The following is a 21326-nucleotide window of genomic DNA, read 5'->3' as shown; positions in this document are numbered from 1 at the left end:
GGGCTTTCATCAAGTTTGCGACTCTGCCAGCAAGCACTGCGCAACCGCTGTAAGCCGTGCGCACACGCCTCGAATCTGCGTGGTGGCGTATGTATCCAGCGGTGCGTCGTACAGGGTGTTCTCCCATGCCTGACAAGCGCTGGACAGTTCCCCGGCACGCACACTGGCCAGCGCGCCGTTGAGGCTGTGCAAACGCTCACGTACGAGGGTGGCATCGCCGGCCGTCAGGCCTTGTTCGATCTGCTGCACATCCACCAGCAACGTGTCGGCCATCAGTTGGCGCATGGCCGGGGAAAGCTCGATCCAGCCTTCGCGGTCCCGGTCCACCTGCACCACCGGCAAGGCCGTGGCTCGCCGGCAGTGCGCCATTAACGCCTGGCGCAGCATGCTCAGGCTCAGCGGTTTGACCACCCACGCGTTCATGCCCACCGCCAGGCAACGCTCGCCCTCCTCGCGCAGGGCATTGGCGGTGACGCCGATGATCGGCACCTGGACGCCTTGTTCACGCAACGCGCGGGCCAGGTCGTAGCCGTTGAGGCGCGGCATATTGATGTCGGTGATCACCAGGTCGAACGGCTGCGAACCCCAGATTTGCAGCGCATGCTCGCCGTCACGCGCTACGGTGGGGTGGGCGCCAAGGGCCTCGAGCTGTTCTTGCAGCACGGCCTGGCTGACCGGGTTGTCTTCGGCGACCAGCACGCGCACGTTCAGGCACGGTGCGTCCAGGCACGGCGGCATCGGCGGTTGTTCCGCAGAGGGCAGGGTTTCCTGAAGCACCGGCAAGGTGATGAACAGCGAAAAACTGCTGCCCAACCCTGGCTCGCTGACCACGCGCATGCTGCCGCCCATCAACTCACTCAAGCGCGAGCAGATAGACAGGCCCAGGCCGGCGCCATTGCCGTCCTGGTCGCCCGCTACCTGATAAAACGGCTTGAACAACTGGTCCAGCGCCTTTTCCGGAATGCCCACGCCGGTGTCAGTGACCTGCCATTGCAGGGTCACTTTATCGTCAAGTAGTTGCTGCACCATCAGGCGCAAACGCACGCGCCCGGAGTCGGTGAACTTGATCGCGTTGCCCAGCAGGTTATGCAGGACCTGCCGGATGCGGCCAGCATCGCCAAGCAGTTGCGGCGGTAGCAGCGGGTCGATCTCGGCATCGATCTGCAAGCCTTTATTGCGCGCGGTCGCGCTGAACGCCAACACCGATTCCGCCACCAACTGGCCCGGGCTGAACGGCGCCGCTTCCACGGCCATTTGCCCGGATTCGATTTTCGATACATCCAGTACGTTGCTGATCAACTGGAACAGCACAGTGGACGAACCCTGGATAATTTCCAGGTAGTGGCGCTGGCGCTCGCTCATGTCGGTCAGGGCCATCAGTTCCAGATTGCCGAGCACGCCGTACAGCGGGGTGCGGATTTCATGGCTCATGGTTGCCAGGAACACGGTTTTGGCCTCGTTGGCTTCGGTGGCTTCCTGGCGCGCCTGGGTCAGCAACTGGGCCTCGTCCACGTGTCGGGTGATGTCGTTGCAGCCGCAGAGGAACACGTCCTCACCTTCGTACCGCGCCGCCACCACCACGACCTGCAAGTACCGCCCCTCCACCGCCAGGCACATCTCGCCGGGGGTATCCGGGCCATCGTTGGCCTTGAGCACGTCGAGCAGCGGTGCGGTGCCCTGCAATTGCAGCGCGCGCTGGTTTTCCAGGAGTAACTGGTGATCGCTGCGGCGCACTACGCACAATCCCACCGGGGCGTTGTGCAGCATGATGCGGTTGAATGCCTCGCTCTCGAACAGACGCTCCTGCGCGCGTTGCGCCGGGCTGACGATGCGGGTCTTGTACCAATGGTTGATCCACCAGCCCAGCAGCACGGCCGCCAGAAACGTCAGGCCAAGGCCCAGCAGCGGCCATTTGGCGTAGCGCAGGAAATCCTGATAGCTGATGGCGTACAGGCCGGTCCAGTGCTCGCCACCCTCGCTGAGCATCTTGAAGCGCAAACCCTGGCTGTTGAAGCTCAGGCCCAGGGGCGCCATGTGTTCATCGCCGAGGCTGCCGAGCAACACGTCGCCCTGGGGCGAGATCAGGGTGAACTGGTTGTAGACCGACAGTTGCAGTACTCGCTCGATTTCGTCGACCTGCGAGGTGTCCACCACCGCCGCCAGCGTGAGCAGGCCCTGAGGCTGATTGGCCGGCAATACGGCGGCAGGCGCGTCGAGGCCGATCATCGCGACCACGCTGCGGCTGTTCTGGTACAACTGCGGCGGCGCACGCATCCAGCGCACGCGGCTGTCGGTCAGCAGGAGGCTTTGGCTCTGTTGCAGTTGCTGCAAGCGGCTCACCACGTCGCGGTACTGCTCGCGCAACAATGGCTGGTGCTGGCGCAAGCCGCCCACGCCGGGCACGGCCAGGCTGGCGACGGCATTGGGGGTGAACACGAACAGCTGCGGCGAGGCGTAAAACGAGCTGGCCCAGTAGCCGCCGTAGTAGTCAGTCAGTTGCACGCCAAACGCCAGTGCCCGGCGCGTGTCATCCGCCGAGAACGTCTCGGCGTGGGACAAGGTGAAGGGTAGCGACATCGCAAACCCCTTGGCCTGCAACACCACCTGCCCGCCTTCGTGCTGCAACTCCACCACCGAGGTCGACTGCACGGCCGGCAGCGGCGGCGCGTTGCTGCGGCTGTAGCCACTGGCCACGTTGCGCAGGAACGCCTCGTGCTCATGGATGATCTCCACCACGCGGGCGAAGTGGAACTCGACCTTTTCCTGTTCAGCGTCGAGCAACCGCGACACCGCCCAATAGCAACTGCTGGACAGCAACAAGGCGAGCCCCGTGAGCAATAACAGGGCTTTGTTCAAGCGTTGAGAGCTTTGCGCCAGCTTGTCCAGGCGCAGACTTGCATGTTTCATCGTCAGTACCGCAGAAGCCTGAATCAGGATATGGGGCCTATGCTTGATCCCGGCATTGGCCAATAACGCCCGGCTGACCGGGCGACCCTTCCTTCGGGCTTCTTGACTGTGTGACCCTGGCCACTCACATAAGTGCTGGCGCAGGGCCATCCTCGATTAACAGGGCGCTGAATTTTTCCGCCGCCACGGCATGGGAGATCAGGAAACCCTGCACCTGATCGCAGCGGATACGCCGCAACATCGCCAGCTCCGCCTGGGTCTCGGCGCCCTCGGCGATGGTGGTCAGCCCGAGTTTGCGGCCCAGCTCGACAATGCTTTGCAAGGCCGACGCCAGGCTTTCGTTCTCGGCACAGCCATGCACCAGTGACCGGTCGATCTTGACCTCGTTGAACGGCGTCGACACCAGGTTGAAGTAGGAACTGAACCCCTTGCCGAAGTCATCCTGCGCCAACCCAAAGCCCATCATGCGCAAGCGACATGCTCCAGCGTAGTAGTTACTGGGCAGCCGTGTGGTGGAGCTTTCCATCAATTCGAAGGTAATTTGCCGGGGTTCGGCGTCGCGGCTTTGCACCTGGGCAAGCAGGCGGTCGACCAGGTCGCTCTGGTCGAGCAAATGCGTGGGCAGGTTGATCGACACCGGCAGCCGGTAACCGAGTTGCGCCCACTGGGCCTGGGCGATGAGGGTTTGGCCGAGAATGCAGGTGAGCAAGCGGGTTTCCAGGTCAAGGCGCTCGATGTCGTCAAGAAACGCGCCGGGCATCAATAACCCTTCCACCGGGTGCACCCAGCGTGCCAGGGCTTCGGCGCCCACGATGCGCCCGTCATGCAGGGATTTTTTCGGCTGGAACCACGCCTGGATTTCACCATTGGCCAAGGCGCGCTCAAGGTTCTCCCGGGCATGGCTGACACCCCGGTGGCAACACGGCGTGCGCGCCTGCTCGGCGAGTTTGTCGAGGCAATCGCGCAGGGTGCGCACCTCGCGTTCGCGCACCGGCTTGGAGATTAGCCCGGCGACGGTCAGGCCGAGGTTCCCGGCCACCTGCCCGGCGCCCACCAGCATGCGCCGCGACGCCACGCTCATCAGCGCCAGCGCAGGCGGCGCGTGCATGCGGGCCAAGTGCTGGATCAGTTGCACACCGTCCATCCCCGGCATCATCAAGTCGCTGAGCAGCAGATCGTAGCGCTGTCGGGCCAGGCGTTGCAGCGCGGTGGCGCCATCCCAGACCACATCGACGTCAAACCCGCCGATGGCCTGGAAGACGTTGATCAAGTACTCATGCTGGAAAGGATGGTCTTCCACGATGAGTACGCGATAGGCGCTCAAAGCACCCTCCTCTGATAGCGATGCAGGCACTGGTAGAGGGCGCGCAGGGTGAACGGCTTGACCAGGCAATGATCCATGCCAGCGTTCAGGCAGCGCTCGGCTTCGTCGAGCATCGCGTTGGCGGTGGCCCCGATGATCGGCAGTGAGCAACCCAGGCGACGCAGTTGTTCGGTGAGTTCATAGCCGTTCATGCGTGGCATGTTGACGTCGGTGAGAATCATGTCGAACGCGGTATCACCCCACAATGACAGCGCTTCAATGCCGTCGCCGGCCAGCACCACGCTGCAGCCGAGCTCTTCCAACTGGTCGCGCAGGATCAACTGGTTGATCAGGTTGTCTTCGGCCACCAGCAGGCGCAGGTTGAGGCTGAACTCGGTGGGCTTCTCGCTGATCCTCGGCGACAACAACTCTTCGCTGCCCTGGGCGCGGCTGACCGCGCGGTTGAGCGCCTGCAGGTTGTTCAGGCCGATCTGCCAGGGATAAGCGCCATGCTCGTCGACCGCGGCCATCACCCGCGGCCCGGACCAATGCAGCAACTGGTCGGGCTCGGTCGGGCCGGGATACAGCTCGACCAATACCGCGCCGGGGTCGGCCTCGGCGGACTCCGGCGCACCGAGTTGCGCGCGCGCGCCCCAGCGACGCAACCAGCCGCCAACACTTTCCGCCAGCTCACGCACCGGCGACACCACATACACCCGCTCGCCGAGCAGCGGCTGCGCCCAGGGAGCCTGGTCGTCGTCGTTGACTTGCTCCAGCGGCAAGGTGAAGGAAAAGCTGCTGCCCAGGCCCGGTTCGCTGACCACCCGCAAGGTGCCGTTCATCAAGTGCATCAGGCGCTTGCAGATCGACAAGCCCAGGCCGCTGCCGGCGACCACATTCGCATTGCCGCTGACCTGGAAGAACGGCTCGAACAGGTACCGCTGGTCTTCCTCGGCGATGCCCTTGCCGGTGTCGACTATCTGCCACTGCAACATCGTGCGCTCGCCTTCACGGCTTTCCAGGCGCAGACGCAAGACAATCCGGCCGCTTTCGGTGAATTTCAGCGCGTTGTTCAGCAGGTTATTCAGGATCTGGCGGATGCGTGTGACATCCCCGCTCACGTGGTCGGGCAACTGCGGGTCGAGGCAGGCGAACAACTGCAGGCCCTTGCTTTGGGCGGCGCCTGCGTAGCCCTGGATCACTTCCTGCACCAACTCGATCGGTGAGAACGTGCTGAACTCTAGGGACAGTTGTCCCGCTTCGATTTTCGACACGTCCAGCACATCGCAGATCATTTGCAGCAAGTTCGCCGACGAGCCCTCGATGGCATTCAGGTAGCCACGCTGCTGGCTGTTAAGGTCGGTGCGCGCAAGCAATTCCAGGGTGCCCAGCACGCCATACAATGGCGTGCGGATTTCATGGCTCATGGTTGCCAGGAACAGGGTCTTGGCCTCATTCGCCGCGTCCGCCAGCGTGCGCGCCTGCTGCAGGGCCAACTCCACCTGCTTGCGTTCGGTGATGTCGCTGAAGGCGCAGATCAGCACCTCCTCACGCTGGTAACGGGTTGGCGCGAAACTCAGGTACAGGTGACGACCGTCGGCCATTTGCAGCTCGTCGGTGCTGCTTTGTTCCGACTCATCGAACGCGCGGCGAATCCAGCCGTGACACAGTTGCTGGCGCTCGTGGCCGTTGCCCAGCCATTGCCGGGACAGGGGGTTTTCCAGCACTACCTCGCCGTCGCTGCGGCGCAGCACGCACAAGGCCACTGGCGCGATGCGAATCACCGCACTGCTGAATGCCTCACTCTCCACCAGCGCTTCGATGCGATTGGCTGCCGGGATAATCAAACGCTGATCGATGCGCCGCACCAACCGCACCATCAACAAGCTGGCCGCTGCGCACAACAGCAGGCACAGCAACAACGGCATGGCCAGGCTGGGCAACAGTGAACTCAGCTCCAGGCTGTAGACGATCTGCCACTGGGAGTAACCCAGGTGCTTGCGAATGGCCAAGCGATCCGGCAGCCAGCGGCTGCCTTCCCAACCAAAGCTGGCCGTGGCGTGATACTGGCGCAGCACCTGCGCAGCCGACGGTTGATGAGGCGTGCTGCTGAAAATCAGCTGCCCGGCGCCGTCAAGCAACATGAAGTCCCCGGCTTTTTCATGCTGCAGGGCGTTGATCAGGTCCGGGCCGTCCACCTCCAGCCCGAGCCAACCCGACGTGGGGCTACGGTCGTCGAGGCGGGTGAAGATGTATAGCGGTGAATCCAGGCGGCTCTGCTCAGTCAGCCACAACTCATCGCTGACCGAGACCTTGCCGGTGTCCACCGCCATCAACCGCTGCAATACCGGCTGCGGCACATTCTCCGGGGCCGCCCCAACGGTAAACAGGCGCTCCACCACCGGCTCGGCGCGCTGCGCGACGTAGATCAGGTTGACCTGGTTGACCTGCAGGTAATCAAGCAGGCGCCTAGTCAGCCAAAGGCTCCAGATATTGCCCGCCTCGCCCAAGGTGATGTGCAACTCTTCGGCCGGCACATTATTGAGGTTGCCCACGGGTGGCGTGACATGACGAACCGTCGACAGGCCGAGGCTTTTGAGCAGCGTCTGGCGGCTGACAAAAAAACTCTGCGCATCGGAAATCGCCTCATTCATATAACTGCGCCGTAGCGAAATTTCCTCATTCAACGCCGCACGCAAGTAGCTGTAGGCACCCACATACACGCCGAGCACCAATGCCAGGGCAAACAGCCGCAACAACTTGCGCGCGGCCTTGGGCGTCGAAAAAGAAGAGTCGAGTGGTTGCAGGAAATGTTTGAGCTTCATCGCCAAAAGAGTAAGCGTGGCGAGAGGGTAGTTGAATAAGACGGATCTCAAAGCCCCGCACTGCTTACGCCGATGGAACTCTCGCGCAACACGCTGTTCTAGACACCTTCGCCGCTGCTTGCGTAGCATCGACGGCTGTCCTTCGTGCACTTCATCAAACAGAGTTACCCATGACTATCCAGCAAACACCCGGGCACGTGCTGCCCGCGCGCAGCGCCGCCAAAATGGAAGCGGCCATGGCCGTGGGCGCCTTTGCGATCGGCACCGGCGAATTCGCCATCATGGGGCTGATGCCCGACATCGCCCACAACCTCAATCTCAGCGAACCGCAAGTGGGCCACGCCATCAGCGCCTATGCGCTGGGCGTGATGGTCGGCGCCCCGCTGCTGGCGATCCTCGGCGCCAAGTTGCTGCGTAAACACATGCTGCTATTGCTGATGGGCCTTTATGCCCTGGGCAACCTGGCCACGGCGTTTACCCCGACCTTCGGTTCGCTGGTGGCCTTCCGCTTTATCAGCGGCCTGCCCCACGGCGCCTACTTCGGCATCGCCGCCGTGGTCGCCTCCAGCATGGTGCCCAACGACAAACGCGCTGGCGCCGTCGCCCGCGTGATGATGGGCCTGACCCTGGCCATGCTGCTCGGCAACCCCATCGCCACCTTCCTCGGTCAACATTTTGGCTGGCGCTCGGCGTTTGCACTGGTCAGTGCTATCGCCCTGTGCACCATCGCGCTGGTCTGGCAATTCGTACCGGATCGCCACGACGAACCCCGCAGCGACCCGCGCAAAGAACTGCGCGCCTTCACCAAACCGCAGGTGTGGATGGCGCTGTCCATTGGCGCTATTGGTTTTGCCGGGATGTTTTGCGTGTTCAGCTACCTGGCGCCGACCATGCTCGAAGTGACCAAAGTCTCGCCGCAGTGGATCCCATTCGGTCTGGCCGCGTTTGGCGTAGGCGGCATCATCGGCAACATCGCCGGCGGCAAGCTGTTTGATCGCCTGCAATTTCGCGCAGTGGGCTGGATTATGGTGTGGTCGATGGCCGTGCTGATCTTCTTCACCTTCGCCGCGAGTTCGCTGTGGAGCGTACTGCTGGGCATCGGCCTGGTCGGCACCATGATCGCCATGGCCGCGCCGCTGCAAATCCGCTTGATGGACATTGCGCATGAAGCACCGAGCCTGGCGGCGGCGTCCAACCACGCGGCGTTCAACCTGGCGAATGCGCTGGGGCCGTGGTTCGGTGGGATGGCGATTACGGCGGGGTATGGGTGGACCAGCACGGGCTACATTGGCGCGGCTACGGCGCTGGTAGGCTTGGGCATCTACCTGATCGCCCGACGTATGAAAGGCGGTCACTAAAGCCCTCCCACGATCCAATGTGGGAGCGGGCTTGCTCGCGAAAGCGGTGGGTCAGTCACTGAGTAAATGACTGCCCCACCCGCTCAGTCAGTCATCATGCATCAACCCCGAACCATACTCCCCGTAACTGCTCCCCAGCGCGTTGCCGCCAAAATTCATCTTGGCGGCCTTGCTGGGGCTGTGGTCGCCAAAGGCTTGGCATCCCCCTGAATAACAAGGGTCGCTGCTCAGGTCGCTACTCATGCCAGATGAACCCGAAGAACAAGCGGCCAAGAGCAACATGCCTGCGACCATCACGACTTTGACGAGGTTGGAGATCATTTTTTCAGTTCCCTTTGGGCTTATGGGCTGAGCGTAGGCCTCAATGCCGGTGAGAATTATGAAACTTTGCCGTAGGACAGGATCGGTTCAGGTTGATGTCGTTTTGGCGACGAATTATCCAGGCACATATTCTGATTGGCGATATCAACAGTTAGCCCCTACATATTAAAGCCGACCAGGCATCAATTCAGATGAACCTGCGGCCTACGTAGAGGGAAGCTCAAGTAATGGCTAAAGACGAAAAAACCAGTGAAAGCATCGCTTCAAAAGCAGCCAAGCTGCTGGCGGATCCCACCACTCCGCCGGATGTGAAATCTGTGGCGGCTTCGGCGCTGACTCAGGCGCCCGACAAAAAGAAGAAATAAGCTGAAAACCGTGCCAGGGTGGCTGGAGCTCTGGCACTGGCCACCACGGCACCACGCCCATTCCTGTTAAACTGTCCGCCCTTCGCCTTATCCATCTCAGACCCTAATGTCCTCACCTATAGCACCAACGCCATCGTTCTCCCGTCGCTTCTCCGTTGCTCCGATGATGGATTGGACTGACAGGCACTGCAGATACTTCCTGCGCCTACTCTCCAAAAACGCCCTCCTCTATACCGAGATGGTCACCACCGGCGCAATCCTCCATGGCGACCACGAACGCTTCCTGCGCCACAACGAGGCCGAGCACCCGCTTGCCTTGCAGTTGGGCGGTAGCGTCCCTGCGGACCTGGCAGCCTGCGCCCGCATGGCCCAGGACGCCGGTTACGACGAAGTGAACCTCAACGTCGGCTGCCCCAGCGACCGGGTGCAAAACAACATGATCGGCGCGATCCTGATGGCCCACCCTGCGTTGGTGGCGGATTGTGTGAAGGCAATGCAGGACGCGGTCTCGATCCCGGTAACGGTTAAGCACCGCATCGGCATCAACGGCCGGGACAGTTATGCCGAGCTGTGCGATTTCGTCGGCCAGGTGAAGGACGCGGGCTGCACCAGTTTCACCGTGCATGCGCGAATCGCCATTCTGGAAGGGCTCTCACCGAAGGAAAATCGGGACATCCCTCCCTTGCGCTACGACGTCGCCGCCCAGTTGAAGCAGGATTTCCCTGAACTGGAGATCATCCTCAACGGCGGCATCAAGACCCTCGAACAGTGCCAGGAGCATTTGCAGACGTTCGATGGCGTGATGCTGGGTCGCGAGGCTTATCACAATCCGTATTTGCTGGCCGAGGTGGATCAGCAGCTGTTTGGCAGCACGGCACCTGTGATCACCCGTGCCGAGGCGTTGGCGCAGTTGCGTCCTTATATTGCCGAACACCTGGCGACAGGTGGCTCGATGCATCACATCACGCGCCACGCGCTGGGGCTGGGGACGGGTTTCCCGGGGGCGCGGAAGTTTCGGCAGTTGTTGTCGGTGGATATTCATAAGGCCAGTGATCCGCTGGCGTTGCTGGATATGGCCGGGGAGTTGTTGGAGGGGCGGTGATTTGGGTGTCAGTGGGTTTATTGGGTGGCTGACACGACGCCTTCGCGAGCAAGCCCGCTCCCACATTTGGATGGGGGGATGTCAGGAAGATGGGGCAAGACTGCTCCCACCGTTTGATCGGGTGGTCATCGGGCAGTTGGGTTGAACCTGCTGGCTGTTTTGGCCTCCTATTGAGCATTGGCCGGTGATTCAAACGGCTGTTTTCAGGTTGTTGCCCTCGCAAACGATCGAATGCATTTGCGCCCTTGAGCGGCTGTCAGCGCTCGGGTAATGTCATCAGACCCACAGGACAGAGCACGCCCATGACTTCCAAGCTGGAACAACTCAAGCAATTCACCACTGTAGTAGCCGATACCGGCGATTTTTCTACCCTCGCCAAGCTCAAGCCACAAGACGCCACTACCAACCCTTCCCTGCTGCTCAAGGCCGCGTCGATCCCAGGCTATGCCAAGCTGCTGGATGAGGCTGTTGCCGACTGCAACGGCGATGTAGGCCTGGCCAGCGACCGTTTTGCGGTAGCCGTCGGCCAGGAAATCCTGAAAGTGGTGCCCGGCCGCATTTCCACCGAGGTGGATGCCCGTCTGTCGTTCGACACTGACGCCGTCCTCAAGCGCGCCCATCGCCTGATCGACCTGTACGACAAGGCCGGCATTGGCCGTGACCGCGTGCTGATCAAGATCGCTTCCACCTGGGAAGGCATCCGCGCCGCCGAGCAGCTGGAAAAGGAAGGCATCCAGACCAACCTGACGCTGCTGTTCTCCTTCGCCCAGGCCGTGGCTTGCGCCGAAGCAGGCGTGTTTCTGATTTCGCCGTTCGTGGGCCGTATCTACGACTGGTACAAGAAGGCCAACGGCAACGACTACACCGGCTCCGAAGATCCGGGCGTGCAGTCGGTGACGCGCATCTACAACTACTACAAGGCCAATGGCTACAAGACCGTGGTGATGGGTGCGAGCTTCCGTAACCTGAGCCAGATCGAAGAGTTGGCCGGTTGCGACCGCCTGACCATCAGCCCGGACCTGCTGGAAAAACTCGCAGCCGACAACGGCAAGCTGGAACGCAAATTGTCGCCAGGCCATGCGGGCGAAGCTCGGGTGCACTTGACCGAAGCGCAGTTCCGTTGGGAATCCAACGAAGATGCAATGGCCACCGAGAAACTGGCCGAGGGCATTCGTCAGTTCGCCCGCGACCAGGAAAAACTCGAAGCGCTGTTGACCGCCAAGCTCTAAAAACGGCGGCGACAAAAAGGGCGGCACCTGTGAGGGTGCCGCCCTTTTTTTGTATTAGCCGATTTCGAGCCGAACTCAGTTAAAAATGTGGGAGGGGGCTTGCTCCCGAATACAGGGCGTCAGTCGCTACATTCACTACTGACCCGCCGCTTTCGGGAGCAAGCCCCCTCCCACACTTTGACAGTGTTTCAGCTGGAAATTAGTGCCGCTCCAGCGCATTCACCAGGTCGTGGAACGCCTCGCGGTTGGAGTCGTTCAAGCCCATCAGGATCTTGTGGGCTTCCAGTACCTTGACCCGTACCACTTCCTCGGACTGGTCCTGGGACGGCAGGTCGGTCAGGCATTCCGGGCACGGGATCGGGCGGTCAACGATGTTGAACACTTGATCGAAGCCCATGGACTGCAACAGACGGGTGATGTCTTCGTGGGTGGTGACGACGGTCGGCAGCAGTCCGACCTTCTGCCGAGACAGAATGGACAACTTGGCCAACAGCCCAAGGGTGGTGCTATCGATGCTGCGGGTTTCGGTCAGATCGATCACGATCGCCGAGAAATTCAAGGCTGTGAAGATCCGCTCAATCGTCGCATCCAGCGCCGAACACAAGGTCAGGCGCACTTCACCGACAAACTTCAGGACAAAAGTCCCGTCTTGCTCGGCGAATTGGATTCTTCCGGTACTCATCAAAGATTCCTGCTCAACACCAATAGGGCGATATCATCCGGCATCTCCCCTAGCGTGGCCAATCCAAAAACCTGCCGCAGGCCATCCAGGCTGCCGCCCGCCGACCTGACCCGTTGGGGCAAGGCGGCTTCTTTCTCTTTGAGTGTAGGCTCTGGCAAAAGGTCCAGGATACCGTCGGACATCAGCGTCAGGCTGAACGTCGGCGGCAATTCCAGGATGTGGTCTTCGTAGGTGGCTTCATTGAACAAGCCAACCGGCAAACCACGCCCTTCCAGGTAGCGCACACTGTCTGGAGTGTATAAAACCGGCAATGGCAGGTGACCGCCAATGCTGTAGGTCAAAAGACCTGTTTCTTCATCAATCACGCCGCCGACCATCGTCACGTGCTTGCCCAGCTTGCAGCTGATCAGGCCCCGGTTGATGTGGCCCAGCACTTGCGAAGGGGTGAACTCCGGCAAGGTGCCATTGCGCTTGGATTCGAACAACAGCCGTGTAGTCATGAACTTCAACAACACGGTCACGAATGCGGAGGAGGCGCCGTGGCCGGAAACGTCGGCCAGGTAGAACGCGACACGCCGCTCATCAACGCGGAAGTAGTCGACGAAATCACCCGACAGGTACAGCGACGGGATGATCTGGTGGGCAAACTTGAACTCGTCGATGCTCCACGGGCTCACCGGCAGCATGTTCATCTGCACCTGGCGACCGGCGTTCTGGTCTTCCTGGAGCAGGTTCAGGCTGGCTTCGAGTTCGCGGTTGGCGGTTTCGAGCTTTTCACGGTAACGCTGGTTTTCCAGCAGCAGCCGTGCACGATCCAGGGCACGACGCACCGAGTGCTCCAGCACAGCCAGGTCTTCCAGGGGCTTGATCAGGTAGTCGGCAGCGCCGAGGCGCAAGGCCTCGACGGCATCGTTCATCACGCCGGCACCGGACACGACAATCACCGGCGTCTGCGGGGCGATGTCGGTTACCTGGCGGATCAGCTCAAGGCCGCCCACCTGGGGCATGCGCAGGTCGCAGATCACAAGGTCGGGCTTGTCGCGCTCGAATACCTGGAGACCCTGGAGGCCGTTGCTGGCCTGCAGGACGCTGAAGCCACTGTCTTCCAAATAGGCCGCAAGACTCGCGCGCACTACTTCGTCGTCATCGATTATCAGCAGCGTGGCACTGGTTTTCTGCATGTGGGCAAACGGCGCCAGAATTAGGTTGGCGTAGGCAGCTCGACAATGGCCGGGCTTACTACTGGATTCGCTTTCTAGCCTCTCTGTCCTACAAAACGCCGAGTTATTGCCGACGCACAAAGGTAAAGCAGAGGTGCCCTTCTAAGGCGCAGACGGTACTCCCATCCGCCAGGGGTTTCAAGCTCACGGCGATGGTCGCCGGGCGTCTTTACATCGCAAATCACCAGTAGTTATAAGAACGCATAAAACCGCGACTTAAAGTAAGCACGTAACCCACGGATAAACCTCGAATGCCGCCCACAAAAAAGGCGACCCGAGGGCCGCCTTCTTCTTTCAAGCCTGGGGCTTAAAAGTCGTCTACAACCTTGCCATCCTTGACCTTAAACTCGCGATTCTGCAAGTAGGCGTTGCGGATGAAGGTGTATTTGTCGCCGCTGATCAGCTTCTCGGAGGACAGCAGGCTGGCACGCGTGTCGACGATATTCAGGCCGAAGGTGCTGTTGCGCCAGCCGATATCGTTCATGTAGCGGTATGGCTGGGTGTAGCTGTCCACGTATTTGGACGGCGCGTCACGCAGGGTGCTTGGGCCCAGCAGTGGCAGCATCACGTAAGGACCGCTGTCGACGCCCCAGTAGCCGAGAGTCTGGCCGAAGTCTTCGTCGTTGCGTTGCAGCCCCATTTTGGTGCCGACATCAACGAAACCCAGCACGCCGAACGTGGTGTTCATCAGCAAGCGGGCAGTGTCGACGCCTGCAGCGTGGGGCTTGAGTTGCAGCACGTCGTTGGCAAAGTTGCCGACGTCGCCGATGTTGCGGAAGAAGTTGTGGATCCCGTCCTGCACGAACTGCGGGGTCACGAACTGATAGCCTTGAGCCAATGGCTTGAGGGCATAGGTATCAACGGTATCGTTGAAGGTGAAGATCGGGCGGTTGACGCTTTCCCATGGATCATCTTCCGAGGCCGCCTGGGCTACGAAAGGAACCAGCAAAATACTCGCACATACGGACAGCTGAGCTAGACATTGGCTCCAGCGCATAGCTTGAACTCCTTGAATGGTCTGTCATGGGCGCTATGCCCTGAATGAGGCCGTCAGTATATGACGGAAGTGTCAGATTAGGCAGCCTTGCAGAAATGTCATTCAGCAAATGCACAAAATTCCTACAATTGCTGCGGGTGTAACTTGCTTGTCACCCAAGTCCGGTAGCGTCACTGCTATTTCAGGGACGTCGAAATGCCACACGCCGAGATTGTTAGTGCCAGCACCCCGTCCTTGACGGCCGTACTGTTCGGGCTTAGTGGCTGCCTGGTGGACTTTGGTTCCCAGGCCCGCGCCGATTCCGCGCCTTCCAGCGATACCCATGTCACTGTCGGCGCTCTGAAGATCCTGCGCAGCCTCGAAGAACAGCGCGTCCCTTGTGCATGGCTGGACGAGTTGCCGGCGTCGGTTTCCACACCGCTGGCCGCCGGGCTACCCCGCTGGATCAAGGCTGCCAAGCCCTCCTCCACCCGCTGGCCGGCGCCTCACGCCTGCTGGCAGGCCCTGATGGAACTGAATATCGAACGCCTGGAAGGCTGCGTCCTGGTCAGCGGCGAGCCACGCCTGCTGCAATCGGGGCTCAATGCCGGGCTGTGGACCATCGGCCTGGCGTCCTGTGGCTCACTGTGCGGGCTTTCGCCGCAGCAATGGCAAGCACTCACCGAGAAGGAACGCGAGCATAAGCGCGCCAAAGCCACTGTCGCGCTCTATGGCCTGGGCGTGCATTCGGTGATTGACCACCTGGGCGAACTGCAGACCTGCCTGGCCGACATCAGCCTGCGCCAGCTCAAAGGCGAGAAGCCCTGATCGAGATCATGCACAGTAGGCGCCAGTGGATTAATCTACAGGTCAGCCCATAGACCTTTCCCGGCGTGCCGCGGTCTATGTCAGTGCCTATCGATAAAAGGAAGAACGCCATGCCTGCCCGCGAACAACTGCAAGAACAGGTCAAAATTTTGCGCGAGCAATTGGATCAGAATCCAGAAATGCCCCTCGAACAGCGCGAAGAGCTGCGAGATTTGATTGCTGAACTGGAAGTTCAGGAGCCACTGGAAGGTGCCATTCAGGATCCAAGCATCGCCGACGGTGTGAACCTGGCCGTAGAACGCTTCGAACTGGAGCACCCGGGCATTGCCGGGACCTTGCGCAATATTGTGGTGACCCTGGGTAACATCGGGATCTAATAGTCGGACACCTATCAAATGTGGGAGCGGGCTTGCTCGCGAATGCGGTCCGTCAGCTGATACATATGCTGGCTGATACACCGCTTTCGCGAGCAAGCCCGCTCCCACATTTATTTTGGGTGAAGGCTACTGTCGAGCCAGGCGCAGGTTCTGGAACTGCAGATCTTCCGTACTGCGGTACGGGTTGATATCGAGCCCGCCACGCCGCACATAGCGCGCATACACCGTCAGTTTCTCCGGCTTGAGCAAGCGCTGCAGATCGAGAAAGATCCGCTCCACGCACTGTTCATGGAAGTCCGAGTGCTGGCGGAAGCTCACCAGGTATTCCAGCAGGCTGGCATGATCCAGCGCCGCGCCGCGGTACTCCACCGCCACACTGCCCCAGTCAGGCTGGCTGGTCACCGGGCAGTTGGACTTGAGCAGATGACTGTGGACGCTCTCCTCCACCACGCGCGAATCGTCGCAACGCAACAGTTCCGGGCGCGGGTGCTCGTAGTTGCTGACGGTAATGTCCAGGTCATCAATGCACACACCCGGCAACGCGACCACGCCTTCGGCTTCAACCTCGCCCAGGCTGCGGATGCGCACGCCAACCGGCTTGCCGGCCGCTGCACTCAGGTCGGTGCGCAACGTCGCTTCAAGGCTTTGCACATCGGCAAACGCGGTTTGGTTCAGCGAGTTGAGGTACAACTTGAACGACTTCGACTCGATGATGTTCGGCGAGTCGGCCGGGATACTGAATTCACCGATGGCCACCACGGGTTTGCCGGATGGCAGCAGCCAGGACAGTTCGAAGCAGTTCCAGAAATCCACGCCTTTATACGGCAGGGTCTCGGCACTCAGGCCCAGCTCGGCCCACTTGGCGGCGCGAGGAATCGGGAACAGCAACGACGGGGTGTAGGTGGAGATGTATTCACTGGACTTGCCCAGCGGCGAATGTTCGGCTGCGGGATGCATGGCGGAAACCTGGCTAAATAAACGCCGCCATTCTACCCGCCTTTGCCCGTCAATGGCTTACTGGCTGACGGTCAGCTTGCCGACCATGCCCGCCTGGTAATGCCCCGGAATGTTGCAGGCAAACTCCAAGCCGGTGGCCTTGGTGAAGGTCCAGGTCAGCTCGGCGGTCTTGCCTGGCTCTACCAACACGCTGTTGGGGTCGTCGTGCTTCATGCCTGCCATATCACCATGCCCCATCGCACTGTGGTCCATTTTGCCCATGCCGGTCGCCGTCAGCATGCCGCTGGCCTGCATCTGCAGCATCTCTTTCTGATGCGCTGCGTGCATGGCGGCATCGCCAAGGTTGAATTCATGAAGCAACTGGCCTTTGTTGACCAGCACAAAGCGCACAGTCTCACCGGCTTTTACATCAATAGCCTTGGGCGAAAAGGAAATATCCTGCAGTACCACTTCCACGGTGCGCGTGGCCTTGGCGGCGGGCGCGGCCTCACCGAAGGCGAAGGTTTCAGCCGGGGAAGCCAGCGCCGGAAGACTCAGCGCCATCAGGCAGCCCGCCAACAGCCAGGATTTACGCAAAAACATGGTCACACTCCAAAGGTTCGGAATCAGTCTGTGGGACACTTTACGAACGCGCCGCTGCCAGCCAGCTGACGGCCAGATTACAACTTTGTCAGCTTGAGCCTGCCGCCGGACCTGCGCTGTATAACGTCTGTGTTCCCGTAAAACCATGAGCCGCCCATGAAACTGCTGATCGTCGAAGACCAACCGAAAACCGGCCACTACCTGCGCCAGGGCCTGGCCGAGGCCGGGTTCAACACCGAACTGGTGGCCGACGGCACCAGCGGCCAGCACCTGGCGCTGACCGGTGACTACGACCTGTTGATCCTCGATGTGATGTTGCCGGGTCGCGATGGCTGGCAGATCCTCCAGGCCGTACGCAACGCCGGGCTCGACATGCCGGTACTATTCCTTACCGCGCGAGATGCCGTGGAAGACCGGGTGCATGGCCTGGAACTGGGCGCCGACGATTACCTCGTCAAGCCCTTCGCCTTCTCCGAACTGCTGGCCCGGGTGCGCAGCCTGTTGCGCCGTGGCAGCAGCCCCCCCCAGGAAACCAGCCTGCAACTGGCCGACCTGCGCATGGACCTGATCCGCCGCCGGGTAGAGCGCGACGGCCAGCGCATCGACCTGACGGCCAAGGAGTTTTCCCTGCTGGAACTGCTGCTGCGCCGCCAGGGCGAAGTACTGCCCAAGTCGCTGATCGCCTCCCAGGTGTGGGACATGAACTTCGACAGCGATACCAACATCATCGAAGTCGCGATCCGCCGCCTGCGCCTGAAGGTCGACGACAACTTTCCCAACAAGCTGATCCATACGGTACGCGGCATGGGCTACGTGCTTGAGGAGCGGTTCAGTTGATGAAACGGATTTCCCTTGCCAGCCGCCTGGCACTGCTGTTTGCTGGCTGTACCGCCGTGGTTTCATTGCTGGCCGGCGTGCTGTTCAACCATGCCAGCGAGGCGCACTTTATCGAGCTGGACCAGCAGTTGCTCGACGGCAAGCTGATAGCGCTGCGCAGTACCTTGCAGGATGCGGACACGCCCGAGCTATTCGCCTTGCGGGAAGGGAAGCTGCGCGAAGAACTCAATCGCCAGCCTGACCTGGCCTTGCGCATCACCGCAGGCGACCGGCGCTGGTTCGACGGCGCCCCGGGCGTCGCCCTGCCGCAGGAGCCTGGCCTGCACAGTTTGCAGAATGCCGGGACCGATTACCGCGTGTATAACGTGCCCCTGGTACCTGGCAATCGCGAATCGCCACAACTGACGCTGATGCTCGACATCACCCATCACCAACACTTCCTGCAACGCATGCAGCATCTGATCTGGCTGACCGTCGGCCTTTCCGCCCTGGCCACCGCCCTGCTCGGCGCCTGGGCCGCCCGCAGCGGGTTGCGACCGCTGAGGCGCATGAGCGAAGTCGCCAGCGGCGTCTCTGCCCACTCCCTGACCCAACGCCTGCCCCAGGAACAAATGCCCGCCGAACTGGCGGAACTCGCCCAGTCCTTCAACGCGATGCTTGGGCGCCTGGACGATGCCTTCCAGCGCCTTTCGGCGTTTTCTGCCGACATCGCCCATGAACTGCGCACGCCACTGTCGAATTTGCTGACACAGACCCAAGTCATCCTCACGCAGCCACGGGCGCTGGAGGACTACCGCGAAGCCCTGCACAGCAACCTGGAAGAACTGCAATGGATGGCGCAGTTGGTCAACGACATGCTGTACCTGGCCAAGGCGGACCATGGGCTGCTGGTGCCCAAGCGCGAAACCCTGGTGCTGGCGGACGAGGTGGAGGCATTGCTGGAGTTTTTCGCGCCGCTGGCGGAGGACGTCCAGGTGCGGCTGGTTCGGGAAGGCAGCGCCAGCACTTCAGGTGACCGCAGCATGTTGCGCCGGGCGATTTCCAACCTGCTGGATAACGCGTTGCGGTTCACCCCGCCGGGTGGCGAAGTCAGCGTGCGGATTGTCGAGGGGATGCAAGGCGTGACGCTGAGTGTGGAAAACACCGGGGAAGGCATTCCCGAGGCATTGTTGCCACGGTTGTTTGACCGCTTTTACCGGGCAGATCCGGCGCGTCATGAAGGGAGCAGCGAGCATGCGGGGCTGGGTTTGGCGATTACCCAGTCGATTGTGCGGGCCCATGGGGGGCGGATTTTCTGTGAGTCGGGGGCGGGATGGGCGAGGTTTGTGATGGCGTTGCCGCAGGGGTATTGATGCAAGCTGTAGCGGCCCTTTCGCGAGCAAGCCCGCTCCCACATTTTGACCGGGTGCATTCAGGAAGAACGCGGTCAAAATGTGGGAGCGGGCTTGCTCGCGAAGGCGGTCTTAAGAATTACGAATACCTGAGGGCATGCGCCGGCTCAATCTTCGCCGCCCGATACGCCGGATAGATGGTCGCCAAAAAGCTCAACACAAACCCCGCCGAGCAAATCAGCAACACATCCCCACCCTGCAACTGCGAAGGCAGGTTGCTGACGAAATACACGTCCGAACTGAAGATATGCTGCCCGGTGACCCGCTCCAGCCAACCGACCAGTTCACTGACGTTCAGCGCCGCAATCACGCCAAGGATGCCACCGATCAAGGTACCGACGATCCCGATCACCGTCCCCTGCACCATGAAGATCGCCATGATCTGCCGCGGCGTCGCGCCAATGGTGCGCAGGATCGCAATGTCGGCGCCCTTGTCGTTCACCACCATGATCAAGGTCGCGATGATGTTGAACGCTGCCACGGCAACGATCATCAGCAACAGCAGGCCGATCATGGTTTTTTCCATCTTCATCGCACTGAACAGGCTGCCCTGGGTGTGGGTCCAGTCGTCGGCCTTGTAGTCGGCACCGAGGCTGGCGGCGATATCCGCCGATACCTTGGGTGCGGCATACAAGTCTTTCACCGCCAGGCGCACGCTTTGCACCTGGTTCGGCTCCCAATGCTGTATCTCGGCGGCGTCGGCCATGTGGATCAGGGCCATGGAGCCATCCAGCTCCGCGCCCACCTTGAACACACCCACCACGTTCAAACGCTGCATACGCGGGGTGATGCCACCGGGCGCACTGCTGATTTCCGGCACGATCAGGGTCAGCTTGTCACCGACATTCAGGCGAAAACGCCGGGCGGTGATTTCGCCGATCACCACACCGAACTCGCCCGGTTTCAGGTCTTCCAGATGGCCCTGGACAATATGTTGGGCCACGATCGACACCTTGCCTTCCTGGGCCGGATCAACGCCACTGATCTCGATCGGCTGCATCGCGCCCTTGTAGGAGAGCATGCCGTCCATCTGTGTGAACGGTACGGCAGCGGTGACTTCCGGATTCTTCATCGCGGCATCTGCCACCGGCTGCCAGTCGCTGATGGGCTTCACGCCAACGATGGTCGCGTGGGGCACCATGCCGAGGATGCGTGAGCTCATCTCCCGCTGGAAACCGTTCATTACCGACAACACCACGATCATCGCCAGCACGCCGAGGGCGAGGCCGATCATCGAGGTCATCGAGATAAACGAAACAAAACGGTTGCGGCGCTTGGCGCGGGTATAGCGCGTGCCGATGAAAATCGATAACGGTCTGAACATTCGCGGGCACCGTTGAAAAAATAGAAAACCCGGCGCCGGGCGCCGGGCTTGAAACAGGTCAGATGGCGACCAGATGACCTTCCTGCAGGTGCAACACACGGTCCATCTGGCGGGCCATGCTCATGTCATGGGTCACCACCAGGAACGCAGTGCGCATCTGAGTGCTCAACTCCAGCATCAAGTCCTTGATGCCCTGGGCGGTATGGGAGTCGAGGTTGCCGGTCGGCTCGTCGAGCATCACCAGGCCCGGGTTGTTGACCAGGGCACGGGCAATCGCCACACGCTGGCGCTCGCCGCCGGACAACTCAGCCGGTTTGTGCTCCAGGCGATGACCCAGGCCGACGCGCTCCAGCAACGCCTGGGCACGCTGGCGTGCTTCCGGGATCGCGGTCTTGCCGATCAACAGCGGCATGCAGACGTTTTCCAGGGCGGTGAACTCGGGCAGCAAGTGGTGGAACTGGTACACAAAACCCAGCGAACGGTTGCGCAACTGGCCACGGGCCTTCTCGCCCAGGGCCGACAACTCTTCGCCGGCCAGCCAGACGCTGCCCTGGGACGGCGTATCAAGGCCGCCCAACAGGTTGAGCAAGGTACTTTTACCGGAACCGGAACTGCCGACGATCGCCACGCGTTCGCCCGGGTGCAGTTCCAGCTGCAGGTTGGACAGCACCACCACGGACTCCGGGCCTTCCTCGTAGGATTTGCCCAGGTTGCGGCAGCTCAGGATTGCTTTTTCACTCAT

General features: G+C 61.1%; 19 protein-coding genes. 8 read left to right on the top strand and 11 right to left on the bottom strand.

The features are described from left to right. Positions 1–9 precede the first annotated feature (9 nt). The 3 genes from HX839_RS22360 to HX839_RS22350 all read right to left on the bottom strand — a co-directional run bounded on the left by HX839_RS22360 (position 10) and on the right by HX839_RS22350 (position 7035). A complete protein-coding gene (locus tag HX839_RS22360; protein WP_087693699.1) occupies positions 10–2907 on the bottom strand; it encodes an ATP-binding protein in 2898 nt (965 codons plus the stop codon). A gap of 124 nt (positions 2908–3031) precedes the next feature. Then, a complete protein-coding gene (locus tag HX839_RS22355) occupies positions 3032–4231 on the bottom strand; it encodes an EAL domain-containing protein (protein WP_102368407.1) in 1200 nt (399 codons plus the stop codon). After that, the gene (locus HX839_RS22350) at positions 4228–7035 is read right to left on the bottom strand and encodes an ATP-binding protein (RefSeq protein WP_008437634.1); all 2808 of its coding nucleotides are present in this window, start codon (positions 7033–7035) and stop codon (positions 4228–4230) included. Before HX839_RS22350 ends, HX839_RS22355 begins: the two co-directional genes overlap by 4 nt. Positions 7036–7205: 170 nt before the next feature. On the opposite strand from HX839_RS22350, the gene HX839_RS22345 reads away from it, so the two are divergent. After that, complete coding sequence (locus HX839_RS22345) at positions 7206–8393, top strand: MFS transporter (RefSeq protein WP_102368406.1); 1188 nt, start codon at positions 7206–7208, stop codon at positions 8391–8393. A gap of 87 nt (positions 8394–8480) precedes the next feature. Here the strand turns inward: HX839_RS22345 and HX839_RS22340 are convergent, their stop codons facing one another. Next, positions 8481–8714 carry a hypothetical protein gene (locus tag HX839_RS22340; RefSeq protein ID WP_134325966.1) on the bottom strand — a complete coding sequence of 78 codons (234 nt, stop codon included), beginning with the start codon at positions 8712–8714 and terminating at the stop codon, positions 8481–8483. A 227-nt stretch (positions 8715–8941) separates the two neighbouring features. On the opposite strand from HX839_RS22340, the gene HX839_RS22335 reads away from it, so the two are divergent. The 3 genes from HX839_RS22335 to tal all read left to right on the top strand — a co-directional run bounded on the left by HX839_RS22335 (position 8942) and on the right by tal (position 11410). Further along, on the top strand, positions 8942–9079 hold the full coding sequence (locus HX839_RS22335) for a hypothetical protein (protein WP_166742147.1): 138 nt from the start codon (positions 8942–8944) through the stop codon (positions 9077–9079). 106 nt (positions 9080–9185) lie between these two features. Further along, positions 9186–10181 (top strand): tRNA dihydrouridine(20/20a) synthase DusA, encoded by a 996-nt coding sequence (dusA, locus tag HX839_RS22330; RefSeq protein ID WP_177067695.1) that lies wholly within the window; start codon positions 9186–9188, stop codon positions 10179–10181. 302 nt (positions 10182–10483) lie between these two features. Continuing rightward, positions 10484–11410 (top strand): transaldolase, encoded by a 927-nt coding sequence (gene tal, locus HX839_RS22325; RefSeq protein WP_008437618.1) that lies wholly within the window; start codon positions 10484–10486, stop codon positions 11408–11410. A gap of 199 nt (positions 11411–11609) precedes the next feature. Here tal and rssC read toward each other — a convergent pair whose 3' ends face one another. The 3 genes from rssC to HX839_RS22310 all read right to left on the bottom strand — a co-directional run bounded on the left by rssC (position 11610) and on the right by HX839_RS22310 (position 14309). Next, the gene (rssC, locus tag HX839_RS22320) at positions 11610–12092 is read right to left on the bottom strand and encodes an anti-sigma factor antagonist RssC (RefSeq protein WP_003218919.1); all 483 of its coding nucleotides are present in this window, start codon (positions 12090–12092) and stop codon (positions 11610–11612) included. After that, positions 12092–13273 (bottom strand): two-component system response regulator RssB, encoded by a 1182-nt coding sequence (gene rssB, locus HX839_RS22315; RefSeq protein WP_003218921.1) that lies wholly within the window; start codon positions 13271–13273, stop codon positions 12092–12094. Before rssB ends, rssC begins: the two co-directional genes overlap by 1 nt. Positions 13274–13619: 346 nt before the next feature. Continuing rightward, positions 13620–14309 (bottom strand): VacJ family lipoprotein, encoded by a 690-nt coding sequence (locus HX839_RS22310; protein WP_008437615.1) that lies wholly within the window; start codon positions 14307–14309, stop codon positions 13620–13622. 195 nt (positions 14310–14504) lie between these two features. On the opposite strand from HX839_RS22310, the gene HX839_RS22305 reads away from it, so the two are divergent. Then, entirely contained in the window at positions 14505–15116 is a 612-nt protein-coding gene (locus HX839_RS22305; RefSeq protein WP_177067694.1) for an HAD family phosphatase, read from the top strand. A 110-nt stretch (positions 15117–15226) separates the two neighbouring features. Next, positions 15227–15493, top strand: coding sequence for a DUF4404 family protein (locus HX839_RS22300; RefSeq protein ID WP_008437612.1), 267 nt, complete (start codon positions 15227–15229; stop codon positions 15491–15493). A 126-nt stretch (positions 15494–15619) separates the two neighbouring features. On the opposite strand, the gene queF is transcribed toward HX839_RS22300, so the two are convergent. Together queF and HX839_RS22290 are read right to left on the bottom strand one after the other, a co-directional pair. Beyond that, positions 15620–16450, bottom strand: coding sequence for an NADPH-dependent 7-cyano-7-deazaguanine reductase QueF (queF, locus tag HX839_RS22295; protein ID WP_076017252.1), 831 nt, complete (start codon positions 16448–16450; stop codon positions 15620–15622). Positions 16451–16507: 57 nt separating this feature from the next. Next, positions 16508–17032, bottom strand: a complete 525-nt coding sequence (locus HX839_RS22290) for a plastocyanin/azurin family copper-binding protein (protein WP_177036327.1) — start codon at positions 17030–17032, stop codon at positions 16508–16510. Between the two features lie 156 nt (positions 17033–17188). Between HX839_RS22290 and HX839_RS22285 the strand changes: the two genes are divergently transcribed. Both HX839_RS22285 and HX839_RS22280 read left to right on the top strand, forming a co-directional pair. Beyond that, a complete protein-coding gene (locus HX839_RS22285; RefSeq protein ID WP_003218936.1) occupies positions 17189–17869 on the top strand; it encodes a heavy metal response regulator transcription factor in 681 nt (226 codons plus the stop codon). Then, on the top strand, positions 17869–19221 hold the full coding sequence (locus HX839_RS22280; RefSeq protein ID WP_177067693.1) for a heavy metal sensor histidine kinase: 1353 nt from the start codon (positions 17869–17871) through the stop codon (positions 19219–19221). The genes HX839_RS22285 and HX839_RS22280 overlap by 1 nt, the downstream gene beginning before the upstream one ends. Before the next feature lie 118 nt (positions 19222–19339). Here HX839_RS22280 and HX839_RS22275 read toward each other — a convergent pair whose 3' ends face one another. Beyond that, positions 19340–20584 carry a lipoprotein-releasing ABC transporter permease subunit gene (locus HX839_RS22275; RefSeq protein WP_003218940.1) on the bottom strand — a complete coding sequence of 415 codons (1245 nt, stop codon included), beginning with the start codon at positions 20582–20584 and terminating at the stop codon, positions 19340–19342. Between the two features lie 58 nt (positions 20585–20642). After that, positions 20643–21326, bottom strand: coding sequence for a lipoprotein-releasing ABC transporter ATP-binding protein LolD (gene lolD / locus HX839_RS22270; RefSeq protein WP_003218941.1), 684 nt, complete (start codon positions 21324–21326; stop codon positions 20643–20645).

It is taken from the genome of Pseudomonas sp. I8001, from assembly GCF_013385345.1.
Classification (GTDB): domain Bacteria; phylum Pseudomonadota; class Gammaproteobacteria; order Pseudomonadales; family Pseudomonadaceae; genus Aquipseudomonas.
This window is presented reverse-complemented; position numbering and strand designations above follow the sequence as displayed.

Excerpts from the sequence above, each read along its gene's own strand:
- rssC (WP_003218919.1), bottom strand. The coding sequence starts at position 12,092 with ATGAGTACCGGAAGAATCCAATTCGCCGAGCAAGACGGGACTTTTGTC.
- lolD (WP_003218941.1), bottom strand. The coding sequence starts at position 21,326 with ATGAGTGAAAAAGCAATCCTGAGCTGCCGCAACCTGGGCAAATCCTAC.
- dusA (WP_177067695.1), top strand. The coding sequence starts at position 9,186 with ATGTCCTCACCTATAGCACCAACGCCATCGTTCTCCCGTCGCTTCTCC.
- HX839_RS22340 (WP_134325966.1), bottom strand. The coding sequence starts at position 8,714 with ATGATCTCCAACCTCGTCAAAGTCGTGATGGTCGCAGGCATGTTGCTC.
- tal (WP_008437618.1), top strand. The coding sequence starts at position 10,484 with ATGACTTCCAAGCTGGAACAACTCAAGCAATTCACCACTGTAGTAGCC.
- queF (WP_076017252.1), bottom strand. The coding sequence starts at position 16,450 with ATGCATCCCGCAGCCGAACATTCGCCGCTGGGCAAGTCCAGTGAATAC.
- HX839_RS22275 (WP_003218940.1), bottom strand. The coding sequence starts at position 20,584 with ATGTTCAGACCGTTATCGATTTTCATCGGCACGCGCTATACCCGCGCC.
- HX839_RS22350 (WP_008437634.1), bottom strand. The coding sequence starts at position 7,035 with ATGAAGCTCAAACATTTCCTGCAACCACTCGACTCTTCTTTTTCGACG.
- HX839_RS22300 (WP_008437612.1), top strand. The coding sequence starts at position 15,227 with ATGCCTGCCCGCGAACAACTGCAAGAACAGGTCAAAATTTTGCGCGAG.
- HX839_RS22345 (WP_102368406.1), top strand. The coding sequence starts at position 7,206 with ATGACTATCCAGCAAACACCCGGGCACGTGCTGCCCGCGCGCAGCGCC.
- HX839_RS22290 (WP_177036327.1), bottom strand. The coding sequence starts at position 17,032 with ATGTTTTTGCGTAAATCCTGGCTGTTGGCGGGCTGCCTGATGGCGCTG.
- HX839_RS22285 (WP_003218936.1), top strand. The coding sequence starts at position 17,189 with ATGAAACTGCTGATCGTCGAAGACCAACCGAAAACCGGCCACTACCTG.
- HX839_RS22280 (WP_177067693.1), top strand. The coding sequence starts at position 17,869 with ATGAAACGGATTTCCCTTGCCAGCCGCCTGGCACTGCTGTTTGCTGGC.
- rssB (WP_003218921.1), bottom strand. The coding sequence starts at position 13,273 with ATGCAGAAAACCAGTGCCACGCTGCTGATAATCGATGACGACGAAGTA.
- HX839_RS22305 (WP_177067694.1), top strand. The coding sequence starts at position 14,505 with ATGCCACACGCCGAGATTGTTAGTGCCAGCACCCCGTCCTTGACGGCC.
- HX839_RS22310 (WP_008437615.1), bottom strand. The coding sequence starts at position 14,309 with ATGCGCTGGAGCCAATGTCTAGCTCAGCTGTCCGTATGTGCGAGTATT.
- HX839_RS22360 (WP_087693699.1), bottom strand. The coding sequence starts at position 2,907 with ATGAAACATGCAAGTCTGCGCCTGGACAAGCTGGCGCAAAGCTCTCAA.
- HX839_RS22335 (WP_166742147.1), top strand. The coding sequence starts at position 8,942 with ATGGCTAAAGACGAAAAAACCAGTGAAAGCATCGCTTCAAAAGCAGCC.